The sequence below is a fragment of the Massiliimicrobium timonense genome (assembly GCF_042850985.1).
Classification (GTDB): Bacteria; Bacillota_I; Bacilli_A; order Erysipelotrichales; family Coprobacillaceae; genus Allocoprobacillus.
In genome coordinates this window covers 2596170-2613810 of sequence record NZ_AP031415.1, presented here as the reverse complement: position 1 = coordinate 2613810, position 17641 = coordinate 2596170, and the positions used below count along the sequence as shown (strand labels likewise).

The following is a 17641-nucleotide window of genomic DNA, read 5'->3' as shown; positions in this document are numbered from 1 at the left end:
AAATTTCAAAACTATTTGATATGATGGTCAGTAAGGAAAGGTGTTAAATATGAGTTTAAAATTAAAGAAAAATGTAAAAAGAAATTTCATATTATTAGCTGGTGTTTTATGTATTGTGGTTATGATGTTTTTTGTGTTTCGATTATTCAATAAGCCAAACATTCAGTTTAAAAAGAATCAAATAGATATAGAAATTAATGAGAAATTAGCTGATCCATTGACTTATATTGAAAAGGTGAATGGAAAGTATAAAGAGAGTGATATTAAAATTGATTCAAGTCAAGTAAATACAAAAAAATTAGGTGAGTATAAGATAAAATATACACTGAATGATAAAGAATATGATTTATTAGTTCATGTTGTAGATACAAAGGCACCAACATATAAAACAAAGAATTTAGATATTGATGTTGGAATGAAAGTTGATATAAAAGATGTTGTATCTGATATTAAAGATTCTACAAAAACAAAAGCATATTTTAAAAAGGATTATGATTTTACCAAAGAAGGTCAACAAAAAATGACTGTTGTTGTAGAAGATGAAGCAGGTAATAAAACAGAAAAAGAAATAGAAGTGAATATTGTTAAGGATAAAGAAAAGCCTCAATTAAAAGGATTACATGATTTGACTGTAAAAGTGAATGGAGAAGTAGATTATCTTTCTGGTTTATCAGCAACAGATAATCGAGATCCAAAGCCTGAAGTGACAGTTGATTCAAGTGAAGTGAATTTGAAAAAAGAAGGGACTTATAAAGTTAAATATACAGTTAAAGATCGTAGTGGAAATACAGCAACTTTTTCAAGAAATGTTAAAGTTTTAAAAAAGGTTGTTTCTAAAACTGTACCTGCTTCTGATGAAAAGATTGTTTATTTAACATTTGATGATGGACCATCACAAAATACAAAGAAAATTATTGATATATTGGAAAAATATAATGCAAAAGCAACATTCTTTGTCACTGGTAATGGAAAGAAATATAACAAATATATTAAAGAAGCTTATGAAAAAGGACATACAATAGGATTACATACTTATTCACATAAATATGATCAAGTTTATGCTTCTGTTGATGCTTATTTTGAAGACTTAAATAAAATTGGACAAATGGTTAAAGAACAAATAGGATTTGTTCCTAAATATATTCGTTTTCCGGGAGGAAGTTCAAATACAAAATCTGCAAGTTATTGTAAAGGATTAATGACAACATTAGTGACAGAAGTCCAAAATAGAGGTTATCAGTATTATGATTGGAATGCTGATTCAACAGATGCTGCAAGAAACAATCAGGCTGTTTCAGTCCTAGTGAAAAATGGAACATCAAGTAAAGCAAAAAATATTAATCTTTTAATGCATGATACAGCTGCAAAATCAACAACAGTGGAAGCTTTACCAAAGATTATTGAACATTATCAAAAATTAGGATATACTTTTAAAGGTATTGATGATACATCATTTACACCTCATCATGGGGTTAATAATTAGAGTCAAAAACTGACTCTTTTTATTTTCTATTATCAAAAAATATGTTATTCTGTCTAAAGAAAAGAGGCGAGTTTATGAAAAAGTTTATTAATGAATTTAAACAATTTGCAATGCGTGGAAATATGCTCGATATGGCTATTGGGGTTATCATTGGTGGTGCTTTTACGGGAATAGTGACATCATTAACTGATAATTTTATAAACCCTATTTTAAATTTCTTTACTGGTGGAAGAATCTATTCTTTACAAGATATAGCTGGTTTTGCTTCATCATTCATTTCATCAGTTGTTAATTTCTTGATTATGGCATTTATTTTGTTTTGTTTATTAAAGATGTTTAATAGATTAATGTCAATTGGTAAGAAAGAAGAACCGGTTGCTCCAAAAACAAAAATATGTCCTTATTGCCAATCAGAAATCCATATCCAAGCTTCACGTTGTCCACATTGTACATCACAGTTAGAAAAATAAAAACCGCAAGAACAGCTTATGTCGCTTATTCTTGCAGTTTTTTTATTCTCCACCAAAGATTTCAAGAATATCTAATAAGGTAGAGCTTTTTTTCTTTTTATGTGATTTGTCATGATCTTTAGATGCATGTTGTTTTTGTTCTCCTGAAGCTCTTGCAATGATTTTATCTAGTTCACCACGATCTAACCAGATACCTCTACATTCAGGGCAATAATCAATCTCAACACCATGCTTTTCACTCATTAATAATGTGACATCTTTACATACGGGACATTTCATAATTTATACCTCCAAATGAATGATATAAAGATATTATACATGATTTTGTTTAAGGATATGTTAAGATTGTGTAAAATTATTTCACAAACATACGAATCAATTTATCTTTAAAAGAATTATAAGGATAATAACGCATTGGTAAATCAATCCATGTTGCTTTTTTTACAATACTTCTTGTATGTGAGAAAGTTTCAAAACTCTTTTTACCATGATAAGCACCCATACCACTATGCCCTACACCACCAAAACCAAGTTCACTTGTTGCAAGATGGATAATTGTATCATTGATACAACCACCACCAAAGCTACAATGTTTTAATAGTTTCTTTTGAATGGCTTTATCATGCGAAAAGATATAGAAAGCTAAAGGTTTTTCTCTTTGGTTGATAAAAGCTATAGCTTCATCTATATGTGAATAAGTCAGAATAGGAAGAATAGGACCAAAAATTTCTTCTTGCATTAATGGATTATTTTGATCAACATGATCTACAACCGTTGGTTCTATTTGTAAAGTTTCTGGATTTCCTGTTCCACCAATCACGATATCTTGATTTTCTAATAAATGAGAGAGTCTATCAAAATGTTTTTGATTAATAATCTTGACAAGCTGACTATTATTTAATGGCTGATCTCCAAAAAACTCTTGAATAATATCTTTCATATGTTGAATGAACATATCCTTATATTCTTTTTTAATCAATAAATAATCAGGAGCAACACATGTTTGACCAGCATTTAAGAACTTACCAAAAGCAATACGTTTAGCAGCCAGTTTTAAGCTTTTATCATCATCAACGATACAAGGACTCTTACCACCTAATTCTAATGTAACAGGCGTTAAATAGCGACTGGCTTTTTCCATAACAAGTTGACCTACAGTCACACTACCAGTAAAGAATATATAATCAAAACGTTGTTCTAAAAGCTCAGTATTTTCAGCTCTACCTCCTTCTACAACTGCCACATATTTTTCATTACAACTTTCATCAATCATTTGTTTAATGACATGTGATACATGAGGAGCATAGGCACTTGGTTTAATAATGACAGTATTTCCAGCAGCTATAGCTCCTATTGCTGGTTCAACCGATAACATAAAAGGATAATTCCAAGGACTCATAACTAATGTGACACCATAAGGTTCATAAGATTCAAAGCTTGTTCCATAAAATTGAGCTAAAGGTGTCCAGACATATTTGTTTTTACTCCATTTTTTAATATGTTTTAACTGATAATTTAATTCACTTAAAACCAAACCAATTTCACACATATAAGATTCTACTGCATCTTTATTTAAATCTTTTTTTAAAGCATCAATAATACGATTTTGATGTTCTAAAATCCAAGTTTTTATAGATTTAAGTGTTTGTATTCTATGGTTTACATCTTTTGTATATTGTGTTTGATAAAACTCACGTTGTGTTTGAACTAATTCTTTAATATCCATAATGACCCTCCAATATATTACGAATGTCTTGTTTATTTGCATACTTATTATTAACAATCAATGCCCCATCATTTAATGCTTTTTCTATGACTTCGTCTATATGTTCATTTAAATTTTCAATACTTTCTAAAGAAATAGGAAGATTTGTCTTTTCATGTAAAGTCTGTAATAAAGAAGCAATATAATCAATAGCTTTTTGTCCTAATTGTTCTTTTGGTGTTTGACTATAAAGTTCTTTTTGTCCAAGATATAATAATAAATCCCCATATAAGTCTTTATTGACTTCAAGATTATAACGCATACAAGGAACTAATAACATACTCATTGCATCACCATGTGCAATATGACAGACAGCACCTAAAGCATGACCAATCGCATGAACAATACCAACCATTGAATTTGAAAAAGCACATCCTGCTTCATAAGAAGCTAAAGCTAAATTCAGTCGAATGTTTTCATCTTTAGGGTTTTCAACAACTTTTAAAATATTTTGTGATATGGTTTGGATAGCTAAAATTGCATAGGCATCACTGATAGGATTTTTTTGTGAACATGTGTAAGCTTCAATCGCATGTGTTAAAGCATCAATACCAGTAGAAGCTGTTGTTTTTAATGGAAGATTTTGTGTTAAAACAGGATCAAGAAAAGCCACATGACTTTGAATGTGTTGAGAAATAATTTCTAGTTTGACTTGCTTTTCAGGATGACTGACTACAGCAACACATGTCGCTTCACTACCAGTACCACTTGTTGTTGGAATAGCAAAGAATGGCACATCTTTACCAAGTTTTAAATCTTCAAAACCTAAAATATCTTCAATGGATTCACATTCCCGTGATAACATCAAATAAACACCTTTAGCAGTATCTAGAACACTTCCACCACCTAAAGCAATCAATCCATCACAATTTTCTTTAATATAATAATCTTGAATATCTTCAATTGTATGAATAGAAGAATCAACAGGAATATCTGTATATAGACTATAATCTAATGATAAATGTTTGGTAAGAATATCAACATATTTGAGTTGATATAAAACATGGTCTGTTAAAATCAGAGGATGTTTCATATGATATTGTTGACATTCGTATTCAAGTTGGCTTAAAGCATTTTGCCCAGCACATACCTTTGTTTTATTGACAAATTCAAAATACATAATAATCCCTCCTAAGCAAATAAAGCTTTTATATAAATCAATAAAGTCGGTTTATATTTCTTTTCCTGATGATTTAAAATACGTTTTGTCATAAAACGAGGGAAAAGATAAGTTTCCACCAAATCAACACATCTGACAAATCTCATACTTTCAAAAACATCTCCTCTTAAAGAAAAACGATGTTCTAAATAAGCACTCTTGACACTCATCATACCTGTAAAAACAAGCAAAGCTGTCTGAATGCTTTTAAAGGTAATACAAATATCAGGTTTTACATTTTTGACTTTCTGCAATCCTTTTTGATATGTGTACTTGATTGTGATGGAAGGTCCATGCATGACTTGTAATGTTAAAACTTTATCTTGTTTCCATCCGTCTAATTCCTCTTTCATACGTGGATCATCATGATAAAGAACTTTCATACCACGATATAAAAACTGCATCACAACCCAAATAATCAGCTTTTTCATATGCACTCACTCCTTATCAATATTATAACATTTAAAAAAGTGATAGTAAAAAGATAAAACTTGACCATTATTTTTTATACATTATCCTTTTCCCCTCATTATGTTTATTGTTTCAATAATGATAAGAACAATATAAATAATCAAAGTTATGATATATATAATAGAATAAGAAGAAATAAAAGAGATGACACTATCTCTTTGCGTGTTGATAATCAGTAGATAAATCAATAACAAAGCAGTGAAAAGAGAATTAGCTTTTTTTAAATGCTCTTGGTCACGATATTTTATATTCAAAATCTTGACTATGATACAAGAAACAACAATGAACTCTAAAATAATACCTAAAATCATTATTTTTCACCTTTCTTTCATGTATTCCATATCTGTTTTTGATGAGATCATTCAAACAATAACAAGATTATCATTATGATGTGTTGTTTTATAAGCTCTTTAATTCATCTAAAGTTAATCCTCTTACTAAAATAAAATTGCTATCTTCAGCAAGGATATAAGGCTGTAATTTCTTTAAAGCCATAAAATAGTCCATATCACCTATCATAGAATCATTTGTCGCATCGATAAGAGCGATTCTCCATTGTGATATACGCTGACCTTCAACTTCAAAATGTATTTGAGGCTGTTTTAAGAACATTGTTTTCACACCTTCAGTTAAACTCATCGCACCAAATACACTCCCATCAGACTGCTTATAAAAATGGGGTGTGGCTTTATAAGCATCTTCCCAAACGTCAATCTTTTTCTTTTTGTTAAATAAACCCATAAAATCAGTCCTTTCTATTCTTATTTATTTTATTATATCATTATAATTGTTATGAAATCATTGATTTCGCTTATTAAAAAAAAGATTGATTTCTATTTCACAAAAAATAGTTATGAAACTTTATTGACTTTAAAAAAAATATTTGATAATGTTTAAGAGTATAAAAAAGGCAAAGAACAGCAGAGATTAAAAGGGCGTTGTAGAGAACTGATGGTTGGTGCAAATCAGGACATAACTTTTATGAAGATGGGCTGGGAGCTGTTATCTTGAATAGTGTAGAGATAAACGTTAACTGCGTTAAAGTTTTGAGGGTATATCGAAAGATATAAAAAAAGGTGGTACCGCGTATAATACGTCCTTTTATAAGGACGTTTTTTATTTTGAAGGAGGAGATATGATGAAAGATCCAAAAGATTATTATTTAACTACGGCGATTACTTATACTTCAGGGAAACCACATATTGGTAATACGTATGAAATTATTTTAGCTGATGCGATTGCGAGAAGTAAAAGACAGGAAGGATACAATGTTTATTTTCAGACTGGAACTGATGAACATGGGCAAAAGATTGAATTAAAAGCTCAGGAAGCTGGAATTCCACCAAAACAGTTTGTTGATGAAAAGGCAGCTGTTGTTAAAGAGATTTGGGATATGATGGATACAACATATGATCGTTTTATGAGAACAACAGATGAATATCATGTAAAACAAGTACAGAAAATCTTTAAGAAATTATATGATCAGGGAGATATTTATCTAGGACATTATGAAGGAAAATATTGTACAGCATGTGAATCATTCTTTACTGAATCTCAATTGGTTGATGGAAAATGTCCTGATTGTGGTGGAGAAGTTCATGATGCCAAAGAAGAAGCTTATTTCTTTAAATTATCTAAATATGCTGATCGTTTAATCAAACACATTGAAGAACACCCTGAATTTATTCAACCTGTTTCAAGAAAGAATGAAATGATGAATAACTTCTTAAAACCAGGTTTACAGGATTTATGTGTTTCACGTACTTCATTCAAATGGTCTATCCCTGTAGACTTTGATCCTAAACATGTTGTGTATGTATGGATTGATGCTTTAACAAACTATATTACAGGGCTAGGTTATGATGTTGATGGAAATCATGGTGAATTATATAAGAAATATTGGCCAGCAGATTTACATTTAATTGGTAAAGATATCGTGAGATTCCATACGATTTATTGGCCTATTATGTTGATGGCTTTAGATATTCCTTTACCAAAACAAGTTTTTGGACATCCTTGGTTATTACAAGGTGAAAGCAAAATGTCTAAATCTAAAGGAAATGTAATCTATGCAGATGATTTGGTTAAAATCTTTGGTGTCGATGCTGTCAGATACTATGTTTTACATGAAATTCCTTATGACAATGATGGAAGTATCACATGGGATTTATTAGTTGAACGTATTAATTCTGATTTAGCTAATATTTTAGGTAACTTAGTTAATAGAACCATTGCCATGACAAATAAATACTTTGATGGTATTGTAACAAATCCACAAGTCAATGAACCTGTTGATGATGAATTAAAAGAAATCGCTTTAGCTATGCCAAAGAAAGTTCAAGCTTATATGGATGAATTTAAAGCATCAAAAGCATTAGATGAAATCTTTGTTTTATTAAGAAGAACAAATAAATATATTGATGATACAATGCCTTGGGCACTAGCAAAAGATGAAAGCAAGAAAGATCGTCTAGCAACAGTTCTTTATAACTTAATTGAAGCCATCCGTTTTGCTGCTATTGCATTAGAACCATATATGCCTTCTACATCTACAAAGATTTTAGATCAAATCAATACAGATCAAAGAAACTTCTTAGACTTAAATACTTTTGGTTTATATCAAGAAGGAACAAAAGTCACTGAAAAACCTCAACAGTTATTTGCAAGATTAGATCCTAAAGAAGTAGAAAAGAAAGTTGAAGCTTTATATCCTCAAAAAGAAGAAAAACAAGAGGATGACAATCAAATTACAATTGATGATTTTGCAAAAATTGAATTGGTTGTAGGAACAGTTGAAAAATGTGAAAAACATCCAGATGCTGATAAGTTATTAGTTTCTCAAATCAATATTGGTAAAGAAACAAGACAAATTGTCAGTGGTATTGCTGATTTCTATACACCTGAAGAAATGGTTGGAAAGAAAGTCATTGTTGTATCTAACTTAAAACCAGCAAAATTAAGAGGTGTTGAATCTCAAGGTATGATTCTTGCAGGATCTAAGAAGAAAATGTTAGAACTTGTATCTGTAGAAAACTTACCTAATGGAACAAAAATTAGATAATGATATAAAAGGACCTTGATATAGCCAAGGTCCTATTTTTTAAATAAAGAACGATAAGATTTGATATTTCTAAAGAGTTTATAAAGTGAAATAAAATAAATAAAGCATAAAGCTATAATAATAAATGCATTAACAAGCAAATATTCAAAATTAAGATGATAAGGTAAAAGATAGTTATTTAAAAATTGTGAGTTAATGACAAAAATAGAAAGAGATATAATTGTAAATAAATTAATGAAAGAGCTGTATCGTAAGTATTTTTTTGTATATATTTTTTTAGTCATATCAATAAAATAATCAAAGATAATAATCATAATAAAAGGTTGAAAAAAATAGGTCATCATATGAATCATCTGATAAGATTCATGTTGGATTTTAATGATAAGATCACTGGAAAAGAAAATCGCATAAATCATAAAGAAAACAATAAAAACAATCATAAAAATAGTTTCAATTGTATGATTAGGATAATGTGAGGGATGTGGTAATTGGTTAAGAGTGTCTAAATCCCAATGTAAATCTAAATCTTGGACCATGGGATATTGTTTATCAAGAATGGCTAATATGATAAAAGCTACAGCGATAATTCCAATCATTGTGATAATAGGATAAGATAAAAGAATAGTAATTAAGGAAGAAGTATTCATCGTTGTAACGACATGATTTGTAGATTGAAAGGGTAGACAGCCAAATTGTTCAAGATAATAAATCGTTGATAAAGAAAGATAGATTCCTGAAATAATAAAAACAAATTTTTCAATGAGATTGACAATATATGGATTAAAATGATGAAAAACGATAGGACGATAACCATAAGAATAAGCGACACTTAAGGGATGCCCATAACTTATAAGAAGATCTTCCATATCTTCATATTGGTGTACAGATTGACTAATTTGTTGTTTTAAATCATGATAAACATATTGACGTTTTTGACCGAAGAAATAAGAACAGACAGCACCTAAATATCTTTCTAATAAATCATTCATTGACTTCACCTCATTTATGCATCCATTATAACACGATTTTATGAACTCTTTTTGATAAATGTATGATTTTATAATTTAAGTTATGTTAAAAAGATTATATAATAGAAATATCGAATAAAGATGGGAGGCTTTTTTATGTATGTCAATGAACAAGCAGTAAAAGAAATATTAGAGAAAGTGAAACCAGCTAAACTTGTTGCAGCAACAAAATATGTTGATGAAAAAGAAATTGAAAAATTAGAAGAATGCGGATGTATTTATTTTGGTGAAAATAGAGTTCAGGCTTTTTTGGAAAAATATGAACAATATCATGGTCAAGGACATTGGCATTTTATTGGAACATTACAAAAGAATAAAGTGAAATATATTATTGATAAGGTTGATTTGATTCATTCTATGAATAGTTATCATTTGATTGATGAATTAGAAAAACAGGCAAAAAAACATGATTTAAAAGTTCATATATTATTACAAGTAAATATTGCTAGAGAGGAAAGCAAACATGGGTTTGATATAGAAGAAATGGATGAAGTGATGAATTATTTGATGAAATGTCCATCTTTGATTGTTGATGGACTGATGATGATGGCACCAAATATTGAACCAGAAGATACACGAATTTATTTTAGACAGACAAGAGAATTATTAGAAAGATTAAAAGAAACATATCCACAATATCCATTACATGAATTATCAATGGGTATGTCACAAGACTATCAGATTGCTTTAGAAGAAGGGGCAACAATAGTCAGAATTGGCAGAGCTTTATTTCATGAGTAACAGTCTTTATAATTTATATCATGAATTTATTCCTAATTATGTACAGGATATAATGAAAACATCTCTTTTTCAAAGATTGAAAGATGTGGGTATGAATTGTGGTATGGAGTATACTCAGTTTGAACCATTTAAAGATTGTCGAGGTGTATCAAGATATAATCATAGCATAGGAGTCGCTTTGATTGTTTATCATTTTACACACGATAAACATCAAACGATTGCTGCATTACTTCATGATATAGCCACACCTGTATTTGCTCATGTGATTGATTTTATGTATCATGATTATATACATCAAGAAACAACAGAAAATTTAACAGAGGAAATGATTCAAAAGAGTTTAGAACTTCAATCTATTTTTGAATATTATCATATTGATAGTGATAAAGTCATGAATTATCATGATTATCCCATTGCTGATAATGATACACCCCAATTATCAGCTGATCGTTTAGAATATACATTATCAAATGCAGTCTATTATAAAATAATGACTAAAGAAGAAATAAGCAATATTTATAAACATGTTCAAGCCAATGATTCCAAAGACGAATTGATTTTTGATGATTTCAAGATAGCTAGACTATTTACTCAAGTGATGTTGAAATGCAGTTTATGTTATACAAGTGATGAAAATCGTTATTGTATGGAATATCTTGCAAGATTAATGCGTTTAGCTATAAATCATCATGTTTGTTCATATGATGATTTATATACAACCGAAACACAAGTTATCCAAAAATTAATAAGTCATTCCTTAACAAAAGAACTTTATGAAAATTATACACACTTTCATAAAGTTCTGAGATCTTCATTTCCTCAAACTGGATATTTAAAGGTGAACGCTAAAAAAAGATATATTAATCCTATAGTCAATCATCAACGTATTTTAGATATTGATTCAAAGCTCAATGCACTCGTTCAGGAATATTTAAGTGATAATTTTGAACGTTATATAAAAGCTATATAAAATTATTTCATTAGAATATTTTCAAAAAAGTGCGAGAAAAAAAGTTCAGGAAAAACGTGTTCAAACATTATTAAAAGAACTAGTAGAAAATGAAAAACTTATTGATAATGGTGTAACCAAAGGAAAACGTTATAAGAAAGCTAATAAATAATGAAAAGGCATAAAAGATACTTGATTTGTATCTCTTATGCCTTGTTTTCATGAGAAAGATAATAGATAAGACTTGCAAAAATACGTGGGCCTAATGCTAGAACTTTTTCATCAAAATCAAAAGCATCATTATGTGGTGATGAAACAATAGGTGTTAAAAGTTTCATATAAGTTGCTTTCCCACCATGAGCTTGAACACGTTCCATGAAATATGAAAAATCATCACTACCTCCCAGTGGACTTAAATTATAAGGTGGTAATTTTAGATCAGGAAGATACTGTTGACACATTGAACGAATCGTATTCATAAAGTCTTCATCACAATCTAATGCATAAGCTTTACCCATTTCTTTAATTTCAACAACAGTATCATGCATACGTGCTGAACCTTCAATAATATCTCTCGCATAAATTTCCATATAGCGATTTAATTCACTTGTAACACCACGGACTTCAATTTCAAGTTTAGCTGTTTCAGGTACAACGTTTCTTCCTGTACCAGCATGAACAGTTCCAACATTCACACGTGTCTGACCATCACTGTTACGAGGAATAGAGTGTAAATTTAAAATACAGTTAGCGGCAGATAGTAAAGCATTTTTTCCAAACTGTGGCGATTCAGCAGCATGAGTCGAAACACCATGATAAGTAATATCAAGTTTTGTGGTCGCAAAAGATTCATCCATACCAAAATACAAATCATAAGGTTGATCTTCTTGAGGCATAATATGAGCTGCACAAATATAATCAACATCATCTAAGAATCCACTTTCAGCAATACTTCTGGCTCCCATAACACCTTCTTCAGCAGGCTGAAATATAAGTTTGATTGTTCCATGTAAATGGTCTTTGATGTTCATAAGTATTTTAGCTGTTGTAAGTCCAATCGAAGTATGTCCATCATGTCCACAGGCATGCATTGTTCCACGATGAACAGAAGCAAAGCCTTGTGTAAAAGGATAATGGCTTGAAGAAGATTCTTCAATGAGGCCTAAAGCATCAATATCAAATCTTAAAGCAAGAGTAGGACCATCTCCACATTTTAATACACCTGCCACGGCAGTCATTCCCATTTTAACTTTTTCCAAATAGTAAGGATTTGCTCCCTGCTTTTGAGCACGGTGGTAATTTAAATGTAAAATTGTTTCTGCTGGCACACCCATACGTGCTTCTTTTTTCATAATATCTTCACCAACAAGCACTTCGTATCCTAATTCCTCTAATGTAGAAGCAATATAACAGGCTGTTCGCATTTCTAACCAGCCTTTTTCAGCATACTTATGTAAATCACGACGACAATTTACAGTATCAGGATAATATAACTTTGCAAGTTCTTTTATTTTTTCATACATATGTATCTCTCCCTCTTTTCTTTATTGTACCAACATCAAATTTGAACATCAAATAATATCGTTTATTTTTAAGAAATAGACAAATAAACAAAAAAATTGACAAATGAGATAAAGTTGTATAAAATGCTCATAGTGTGAGGTAAATAAAATGGATTATCGTAAATATGCTAGAGAATTAATAGGTTATATGATAGAAAATGAACAGGCATTTAAGTTTTGTCATCGTGATATCAGTGAAATTGCCAGAGGGGAATGTGCAGTTCTTATTTATTTGATGGATGGTGATGGAGTCAATGCTTCCGAGATTAGTCAGCGTTTTGATATTAATACGTCAAGAGTTGCAGCAGTGCTTAATACATTATCTAAAAAAGGTTATATCCAAAGGATAGTCGATCCATTAGACAAAAGAAAAATAAAGGTGTTTATTACGGATAAAGGGAAAGCATTTGCTAGAGAAAAACAAAAAGAAATTGAAGCCTATTTTGGTCATCTTTTAGAATGTTTAGGAGAAGAAGATACTAAAGAATATTTACGTTTATCGTTAAAGATTAATCAAATTATTAAAGATTTGAAGTAAAGCATATCAATTGAAGATAATGTCGAAATAAGATAAGATTAAAAATTATAGATAAGTGTAATGTTTAAAGGAGAAGTGTTATGAGTCAATATTATTTAGGAATTGATGTGGGATCTACAACAGTTAAAGCTTATTTAACAGATGAAAAGGATGTCTGTTTATTTTCACGTTATGTCAGACATAATTCAGATGTAAGAAATACAATACTTACATTATTAGAAGAAATTCATCAAGAATATCCAGGAATCAATATTTATCCAGTTATTACAGGATCAGGAGGATTGTCAATTTCTCAATCATTGAATGTCAAATTTGTACAGGAAGTGATTGCGTGTACAAAAACAATAGAAACTTATATTCCACAAACAGATGTTGCCATTGAATTAGGTGGAGAAGATGCGAAAATTACTTATTTTGAAGGTTCATTAGAACAACGTATGAATGGAACTTGTGCCGGTGGAACAGGTGCATTTATTGATCAGATGGCCACTTTATTACAGACTGATGCTTCAGGATTGAATGAATTAGCCAAAAAACATCAGCGTATTTATCCAATTGCTTCTCGTTGTGGGGTTTTTGCGAAAACTGATGTTCAGCCTTTAATCAATGAAGGCGCAAGAAAAGAAGATATAGCGGCTTCTATTTTTCAGGCGGTTGTGAATCAGACTATCAGTGGGTTAGCCTGTGGAAAACCTATTAAAGGAAAAGTCGCTTTTTTAGGAGGACCTCTATACTTCTTAAGTGAACTAAGACAACGTTTTATTGAAACATTAGAGCTTCAAGATGAGGATATTATTTTCCCAGATAATTCCCAATTGTTTGTAGCTATGGGTGCTGCCTTAAATGCGAAAGATGTAGAAAAAGCAATTCCATTGGACAAATTGATTCATGATTTAAAAGTTTTAAAAGATAATGGAACAGAAGCAGCTCATACATTAGAACCTTTATTTCATAATGAAGATGAATTAAGAGGATTTAGAGATCGTCATCTTCAAGCAATGACAAAGAAAAGAAATCTAAAAAAATATCAAGGCAATATTTATGTTGGAATTGATGTTGGTTCAACAACATCTAAAGTTGTATTAATTGATGATGAAGGATCAATATTATATTCTTTCTACAATTCTAACGAAGGAAATCCTTTAGATTTAATTATTAGAATTATGAAGGAAATCTATGATTTAATTCCTGAAGGATGTCATATTCAAAAAACTGGTGTCACTGGATATGGTGAAGCTTTAATTAAAGCTGCATTAAAAGTGGATTATGGTGAAGTAGAAACAATTGCTCATTACACAGCAGCTAAACACTTTGAACCTGATGTTGACTTTATTTTAGATATTGGTGGACAGGATATGAAGGCTATCACCATTAAGGATGAAGTCATTCAAGATATTACATTGAATGAAGCATGTTCATCTGGATGTGGGTCTTTCCTTGAAACATTTGCTCATTCTTTAGGATATGAAATTGATGAATTTGCCGAGATGGCATTGATGTCAAAACATCCACTTGATTTAGGAAGCCGTTGTACAGTTTTCATGAATTCAAAAGTGAAACAGGCTCAAAAAGAAGGTGCATCTTTAGCAGATATTTCAGCAGGATTATCATATTCCGTTATTAAGAATGCCTTATATAAAGTTATTAAGTTAAGAAGTAAAGACCAAATCGGTAAAAATGTTGTTGTACAAGGTGGAACATTCTATAATGAAGCCGTTTTACGTGCTTTTGAAAAAGAAGCAGGTATTGAAGTCATTAGACCTGATATTGCAGGCTTGATGGGTGCTTATGGTATGGCAACAATTGCGAAAGAAAAAGATGATGATAAGGGAACAACTTTATTAACACGTGAAGAATTAGAACATTTAACATATCAAAATAGTATGAAAAATTGTGGTAAATGTACAAATAACTGTATGTTGACAATTACTTCATTTAATGATGGAAGAGAGTTTATTAGTGGAAATAGATGTGAAAGAGGAGCTAATTTACCATTAAAATCTAAATCATTACCAAACTTATTTGATTATAAATATCGTCGTGTCTTTAATTATCATTCTTTACCAATAGAAGATGCTCCTAGAGGTATTGTTGGTATCCCTAGAGCTTTAAATATGTATGAAAATTATCCTTTCTGGCATACATTCTTTACAGAATTGAAATTTAGAGTTGTTTTATCATCTCGTTCATCTAAAGCCATCTATGAAAAAGGAATTGAATCTATTCCAAGTGAAAGTGCTTGTTATCCTGCTAAAATTACACATGGACATATTGAAAATCTGATTGCTAGAGGAGTTCCATTTATTTTCTATCCATCAGTAGCCTATGAACGTTTAGAAAATGAAAATGCCGGAAATCATTACAATTGTCCTGTGGTGGCTTCTTATCCAGAGGTCATTAGAAATAATGTTGATAATCTTAAGCAGAAAAATATAAAATTTAAAAATCCATTTATATCATTAAATAATAAAAAGACATTGTTCCATGTCTTAAAAGAAGAATTAAGTGAGTTTCATATTACAGATCAGGAATTACATCATGCCATTGATAAGGCGTATGAAGAATTGGATCACTGTCAGCAGGATATTCGTGCAGAAGGAAAACGTGCAATGCAGTATATGCGAGAAAATCATATGCAAGGAATTGTATTAGCTGGTCGTCCATATCACGTTGATCCAGAAATCAATCATGGAATTCCAGATTTAATTACAAGTGAAGGATTTGTTGTCTTAAGTGAAGATAGTGTTTGTTATTTAGATGAAGAACATTTAAAATTACGTGTTGTTGATCAATGGACTTATCACTCTCGTTTATATAAAGCCGCATCTTTTGTATCATCACAAAAAGATTTACAGTTGATTCAATTAACATCATTTGGTTGTGGTTTGGATGCTGTTACAGCTGATCAGGTAGCTGAAATTTTAAAAGCAAGAAATAAAATATATACTTTAATTAAAATTGATGAAGGAAGCAATTTAGGAGCTATTCGTATCCGTATTCGTTCTTTAAAAGCTACAATTGAAAAGAAAGAAGATATTATTGATTTATCTAAGAAGTATGAACAGGTGAAAGTACCTTTTACAAAACAGATGAAAGAAGATTGTTATACAATTCTTTGTCCACAGATGTCACCGATTCATTTCCAGTTTGTTGAAACCGCAATGAATTCGGAAGGCTATAACTTTGAAGTGTTGCCTTCAGTTGATAAAGATGCAGTAGAACAGGGATTAAAATATGTCAACAATGATGCATGTTATCCAAGTATTTTGGTTGTAGGACAAATGATGAATGCTTTAAATAGTGGAAAATATGATTTGAATAAAGTGGCATTGATTATCTCTCAAACAGGTGGAGGATGTCGTGCAACGAACTATATTGCATTTATCAGAAAAGCTCTTAAAGATGCAGGTATGGAACAAATTCCAGTCATCTCTGCAAACTTATCTGGATTAGAAAGTAATCCTGGATTTAAGATTACATATAAGATTGCCAAAAAAGTAATCATTGGTGCTATGTATGGGGACTTATTTATGCGCGTTCTTTATCGTGTACGTCCTTATGAAAAAGTCAAAGGTTCAGCCAATAAACTTTATGAATCATGGGTTGCAAAATGTCAGGAAAATGTGAAAAATGGCAGCATGAAAGAATTTAAAAAGAATGTTTATCAAATTGTCAAAGACTTTGATGAATTGCCATTATTAGATATTAAAAAACCAAGAGTTGGATTGGTTGGAGAAATCTTAGTTAAATTTCATCCTACTGCCAATAATGAAATTGTGAAAATCATTGAATCAGAAGGTGGAGAAGCCGTTATGCCTGATTTAATTGATTTCTTCCAGTATTGTTTCTATAACACTTGGTATGAACATGAACATTTTGATGCGTCACAATCTTCAGTATGGTTATGTAATTTTGCCATCTGGTTTGTTGATTTCTTAAGAAAAGATATGATTAAGGCATTAAGAGATTCAAAACGTTTTGATCCACCAACACCTATTGATCAAATTGCGAAAAAAGCAAGTGAAGTTGTCTCTATTGGAAATCAGACAGGTGAAGGATGGTTCTTAACTGGAGAAATGATTGAATTAATTGAAGAAGGTGCACCAAATATTGTGTGTATGCAGCCATTTGCCTGCTTACCAAATCATGTAACAGGTAAAGGTGTTATTAAAGCCTTACGTAAAAAATATCCACAAAGTAACATTGTGGCTGTGGATTATGATCCAGGTGCGAGTGAAGTTAACCAATTAAATAGAATTAAGTTGATGCTTTCAACTGCATTTAAGAATATGAAGTCATAATTCATATTCTTTTTTTGTCAAAATTCAAATGATATCTATGTTATTATTTAGGATATAAATAAAAAAATCTATATTTTAAGGATATAAAGATATAGATAATTAAAGAATTCACA

The 17641-nt window shown here is 30.5% G+C and carries 15 protein-coding genes and 1 other annotated feature; of the genes, 7 read left to right on the top strand and 8 right to left on the bottom strand.

All coding sequences use genetic code 11. The features are described from left to right. Positions 1 to 49: 49 nt before the first annotated feature. Both ACGHJ8_RS13660 and mscL read left to right on the top strand, forming a co-directional pair. Positions 50 to 1483 carry a polysaccharide deacetylase family protein gene (locus tag ACGHJ8_RS13660; protein ID WP_390540928.1) on the top strand — a complete coding sequence of 478 codons (1434 nt, stop codon included), beginning with the start codon at positions 50 to 52 and terminating at the stop codon, positions 1481 to 1483. Between the two features lie 74 nt (positions 1484 to 1557). Beyond that, on the top strand, positions 1558 to 1953 hold the full coding sequence (mscL, locus tag ACGHJ8_RS13655) for a large conductance mechanosensitive channel protein MscL (protein ID WP_087357808.1): 396 nt from the start codon (positions 1558 to 1560) through the stop codon (positions 1951 to 1953). A gap of 42 nt (positions 1954 to 1995) precedes the next feature. On the opposite strand, the gene ACGHJ8_RS13650 is transcribed toward mscL, so the two are convergent. The 6 genes from ACGHJ8_RS13650 to ACGHJ8_RS13625 form a co-directional block, all read right to left on the bottom strand. Then, positions 1996 to 2232, bottom strand: coding sequence for a zf-TFIIB domain-containing protein (locus ACGHJ8_RS13650; protein WP_087357809.1), 237 nt, complete (start codon positions 2230 to 2232; stop codon positions 1996 to 1998). 76 nt (positions 2233 to 2308) lie between these two features. Continuing rightward, on the bottom strand, positions 2309 to 3679 hold the full coding sequence (locus tag ACGHJ8_RS13645; protein ID WP_087357810.1) for an aldehyde dehydrogenase: 1371 nt from the start codon (positions 3677 to 3679) through the stop codon (positions 2309 to 2311). Then, positions 3669 to 4838 (bottom strand): iron-containing alcohol dehydrogenase, encoded by a 1170-nt coding sequence (locus tag ACGHJ8_RS13640; RefSeq protein WP_390540925.1) that lies wholly within the window; start codon positions 4836 to 4838, stop codon positions 3669 to 3671. Before ACGHJ8_RS13640 ends, ACGHJ8_RS13645 begins: the two co-directional genes overlap by 11 nt. An 11-nt stretch (positions 4839 to 4849) precedes the next feature. After that, the gene (locus ACGHJ8_RS13635) at positions 4850 to 5308 is read right to left on the bottom strand and encodes a hypothetical protein (RefSeq protein WP_087245141.1); all 459 of its coding nucleotides are present in this window, start codon (positions 5306 to 5308) and stop codon (positions 4850 to 4852) included. An 81-nt stretch (positions 5309 to 5389) separates the two neighbouring features. Further along, positions 5390 to 5659, bottom strand: coding sequence for a hypothetical protein (locus ACGHJ8_RS13630; RefSeq protein WP_087357812.1), 270 nt, complete (start codon positions 5657 to 5659; stop codon positions 5390 to 5392). 88 nt (positions 5660 to 5747) lie between these two features. Continuing rightward, complete coding sequence (locus ACGHJ8_RS13625; protein ID WP_211962370.1) at positions 5748 to 6089, bottom strand: DUF4299 family protein; 342 nt, start codon at positions 6087 to 6089, stop codon at positions 5748 to 5750. A gap of 163 nt (positions 6090 to 6252) precedes the next feature. After that, positions 6253 to 6452 (top strand) — a binding site (T-box leader). On the opposite strand from ACGHJ8_RS13625, the gene metG reads away from it, so the two are divergent. Next, positions 6415 to 8409: a methionine--tRNA ligase gene (gene metG / locus ACGHJ8_RS13620; RefSeq protein WP_390542459.1), complete on the top strand. Its 1995-nt coding sequence runs from the start codon at positions 6415 to 6417 to the stop codon at positions 8407 to 8409. Its footprint overlaps the feature before it by 38 nt. A 32-nt stretch (positions 8410 to 8441) precedes the next feature. On the opposite strand, the gene ACGHJ8_RS13615 is transcribed toward metG, so the two are convergent. Further along, entirely contained in the window at positions 8442 to 9398 is a 957-nt protein-coding gene (locus ACGHJ8_RS13615; protein ID WP_205089169.1) for a hypothetical protein, read from the bottom strand. 135 nt (positions 9399 to 9533) lie between these two features. Here ACGHJ8_RS13615 and ACGHJ8_RS13610 point away from each other — a divergent pair, with 135 nt between their 5' ends. Further along, positions 9534 to 10178 carry a YggS family pyridoxal phosphate-dependent enzyme gene (locus tag ACGHJ8_RS13610; RefSeq protein WP_211962363.1) on the top strand — a complete coding sequence of 215 codons (645 nt, stop codon included), beginning with the start codon at positions 9534 to 9536 and terminating at the stop codon, positions 10176 to 10178. Beyond that, positions 10171 to 11148 (top strand): HD domain-containing protein, encoded by a 978-nt coding sequence (locus ACGHJ8_RS13605; RefSeq protein ID WP_390540921.1) that lies wholly within the window; start codon positions 10171 to 10173, stop codon positions 11146 to 11148. The genes ACGHJ8_RS13610 and ACGHJ8_RS13605 overlap by 8 nt, the downstream gene beginning before the upstream one ends. Positions 11149 to 11333: 185 nt before the next feature. Here the strand turns inward: ACGHJ8_RS13605 and ACGHJ8_RS13600 are convergent, their stop codons facing one another. Then, positions 11334 to 12650, bottom strand: coding sequence for an amidohydrolase (locus tag ACGHJ8_RS13600; RefSeq protein WP_390540919.1), 1317 nt, complete (start codon positions 12648 to 12650; stop codon positions 11334 to 11336). Positions 12651 to 12798: 148 nt separating this feature from the next. Between ACGHJ8_RS13600 and ACGHJ8_RS13595 the strand changes: the two genes are divergently transcribed. Continuing rightward, positions 12799 to 13227, top strand: a complete 429-nt coding sequence (locus ACGHJ8_RS13595; RefSeq protein WP_087245133.1) for a MarR family winged helix-turn-helix transcriptional regulator — start codon at positions 12799 to 12801, stop codon at positions 13225 to 13227. 80 nt (positions 13228 to 13307) lie between these two features. Then, the gene (locus ACGHJ8_RS13590) at positions 13308 to 17528 is read left to right on the top strand and encodes an acyl-CoA dehydratase activase-related protein (protein ID WP_390540917.1); all 4221 of its coding nucleotides are present in this window, start codon (positions 13308 to 13310) and stop codon (positions 17526 to 17528) included. The last annotated feature ends 113 nt before the right edge of the window (positions 17529 to 17641 follow it).

What these genes read in the sequence shown, in the direction of transcription:
- ACGHJ8_RS13615 (WP_205089169.1), bottom strand. Translation starts at nt 9,398, where the DNA reads ATGAATGATTTATTAGAAAGATATTTAGGTGCTGTCTGTTCTTATTTC.
- ACGHJ8_RS13595 (WP_087245133.1), top strand. Translation starts at nt 12,799, where the DNA reads ATGGATTATCGTAAATATGCTAGAGAATTAATAGGTTATATGATAGAA.
- ACGHJ8_RS13635 (WP_087245141.1), bottom strand. Translation starts at nt 5,308, where the DNA reads ATGAAAAAGCTGATTATTTGGGTTGTGATGCAGTTTTTATATCGTGGT.
- ACGHJ8_RS13590 (WP_390540917.1), top strand. Translation starts at nt 13,308, where the DNA reads ATGAGTCAATATTATTTAGGAATTGATGTGGGATCTACAACAGTTAAA.
- ACGHJ8_RS13610 (WP_211962363.1), top strand. Translation starts at nt 9,534, where the DNA reads ATGTATGTCAATGAACAAGCAGTAAAAGAAATATTAGAGAAAGTGAAA.
- ACGHJ8_RS13605 (WP_390540921.1), top strand. Translation starts at nt 10,171, where the DNA reads ATGAGTAACAGTCTTTATAATTTATATCATGAATTTATTCCTAATTAT.
- ACGHJ8_RS13660 (WP_390540928.1), top strand. Translation starts at nt 50, where the DNA reads ATGAGTTTAAAATTAAAGAAAAATGTAAAAAGAAATTTCATATTATTA.
- ACGHJ8_RS13650 (WP_087357809.1), bottom strand. Translation starts at nt 2,232, where the DNA reads ATGAAATGTCCCGTATGTAAAGATGTCACATTATTAATGAGTGAAAAG.
- ACGHJ8_RS13645 (WP_087357810.1), bottom strand. Translation starts at nt 3,679, where the DNA reads ATGGATATTAAAGAATTAGTTCAAACACAACGTGAGTTTTATCAAACA.
- mscL (WP_087357808.1), top strand. Translation starts at nt 1,558, where the DNA reads ATGAAAAAGTTTATTAATGAATTTAAACAATTTGCAATGCGTGGAAAT.
- ACGHJ8_RS13630 (WP_087357812.1), bottom strand. Translation starts at nt 5,659, where the DNA reads ATGATTTTAGGTATTATTTTAGAGTTCATTGTTGTTTCTTGTATCATA.
- ACGHJ8_RS13600 (WP_390540919.1), bottom strand. Translation starts at nt 12,650, where the DNA reads ATGTATGAAAAAATAAAAGAACTTGCAAAGTTATATTATCCTGATACT.
- ACGHJ8_RS13625 (WP_211962370.1), bottom strand. Translation starts at nt 6,089, where the DNA reads ATGGGTTTATTTAACAAAAAGAAAAAGATTGACGTTTGGGAAGATGCT.
- ACGHJ8_RS13640 (WP_390540925.1), bottom strand. Translation starts at nt 4,838, where the DNA reads ATGTATTTTGAATTTGTCAATAAAACAAAGGTATGTGCTGGGCAAAAT.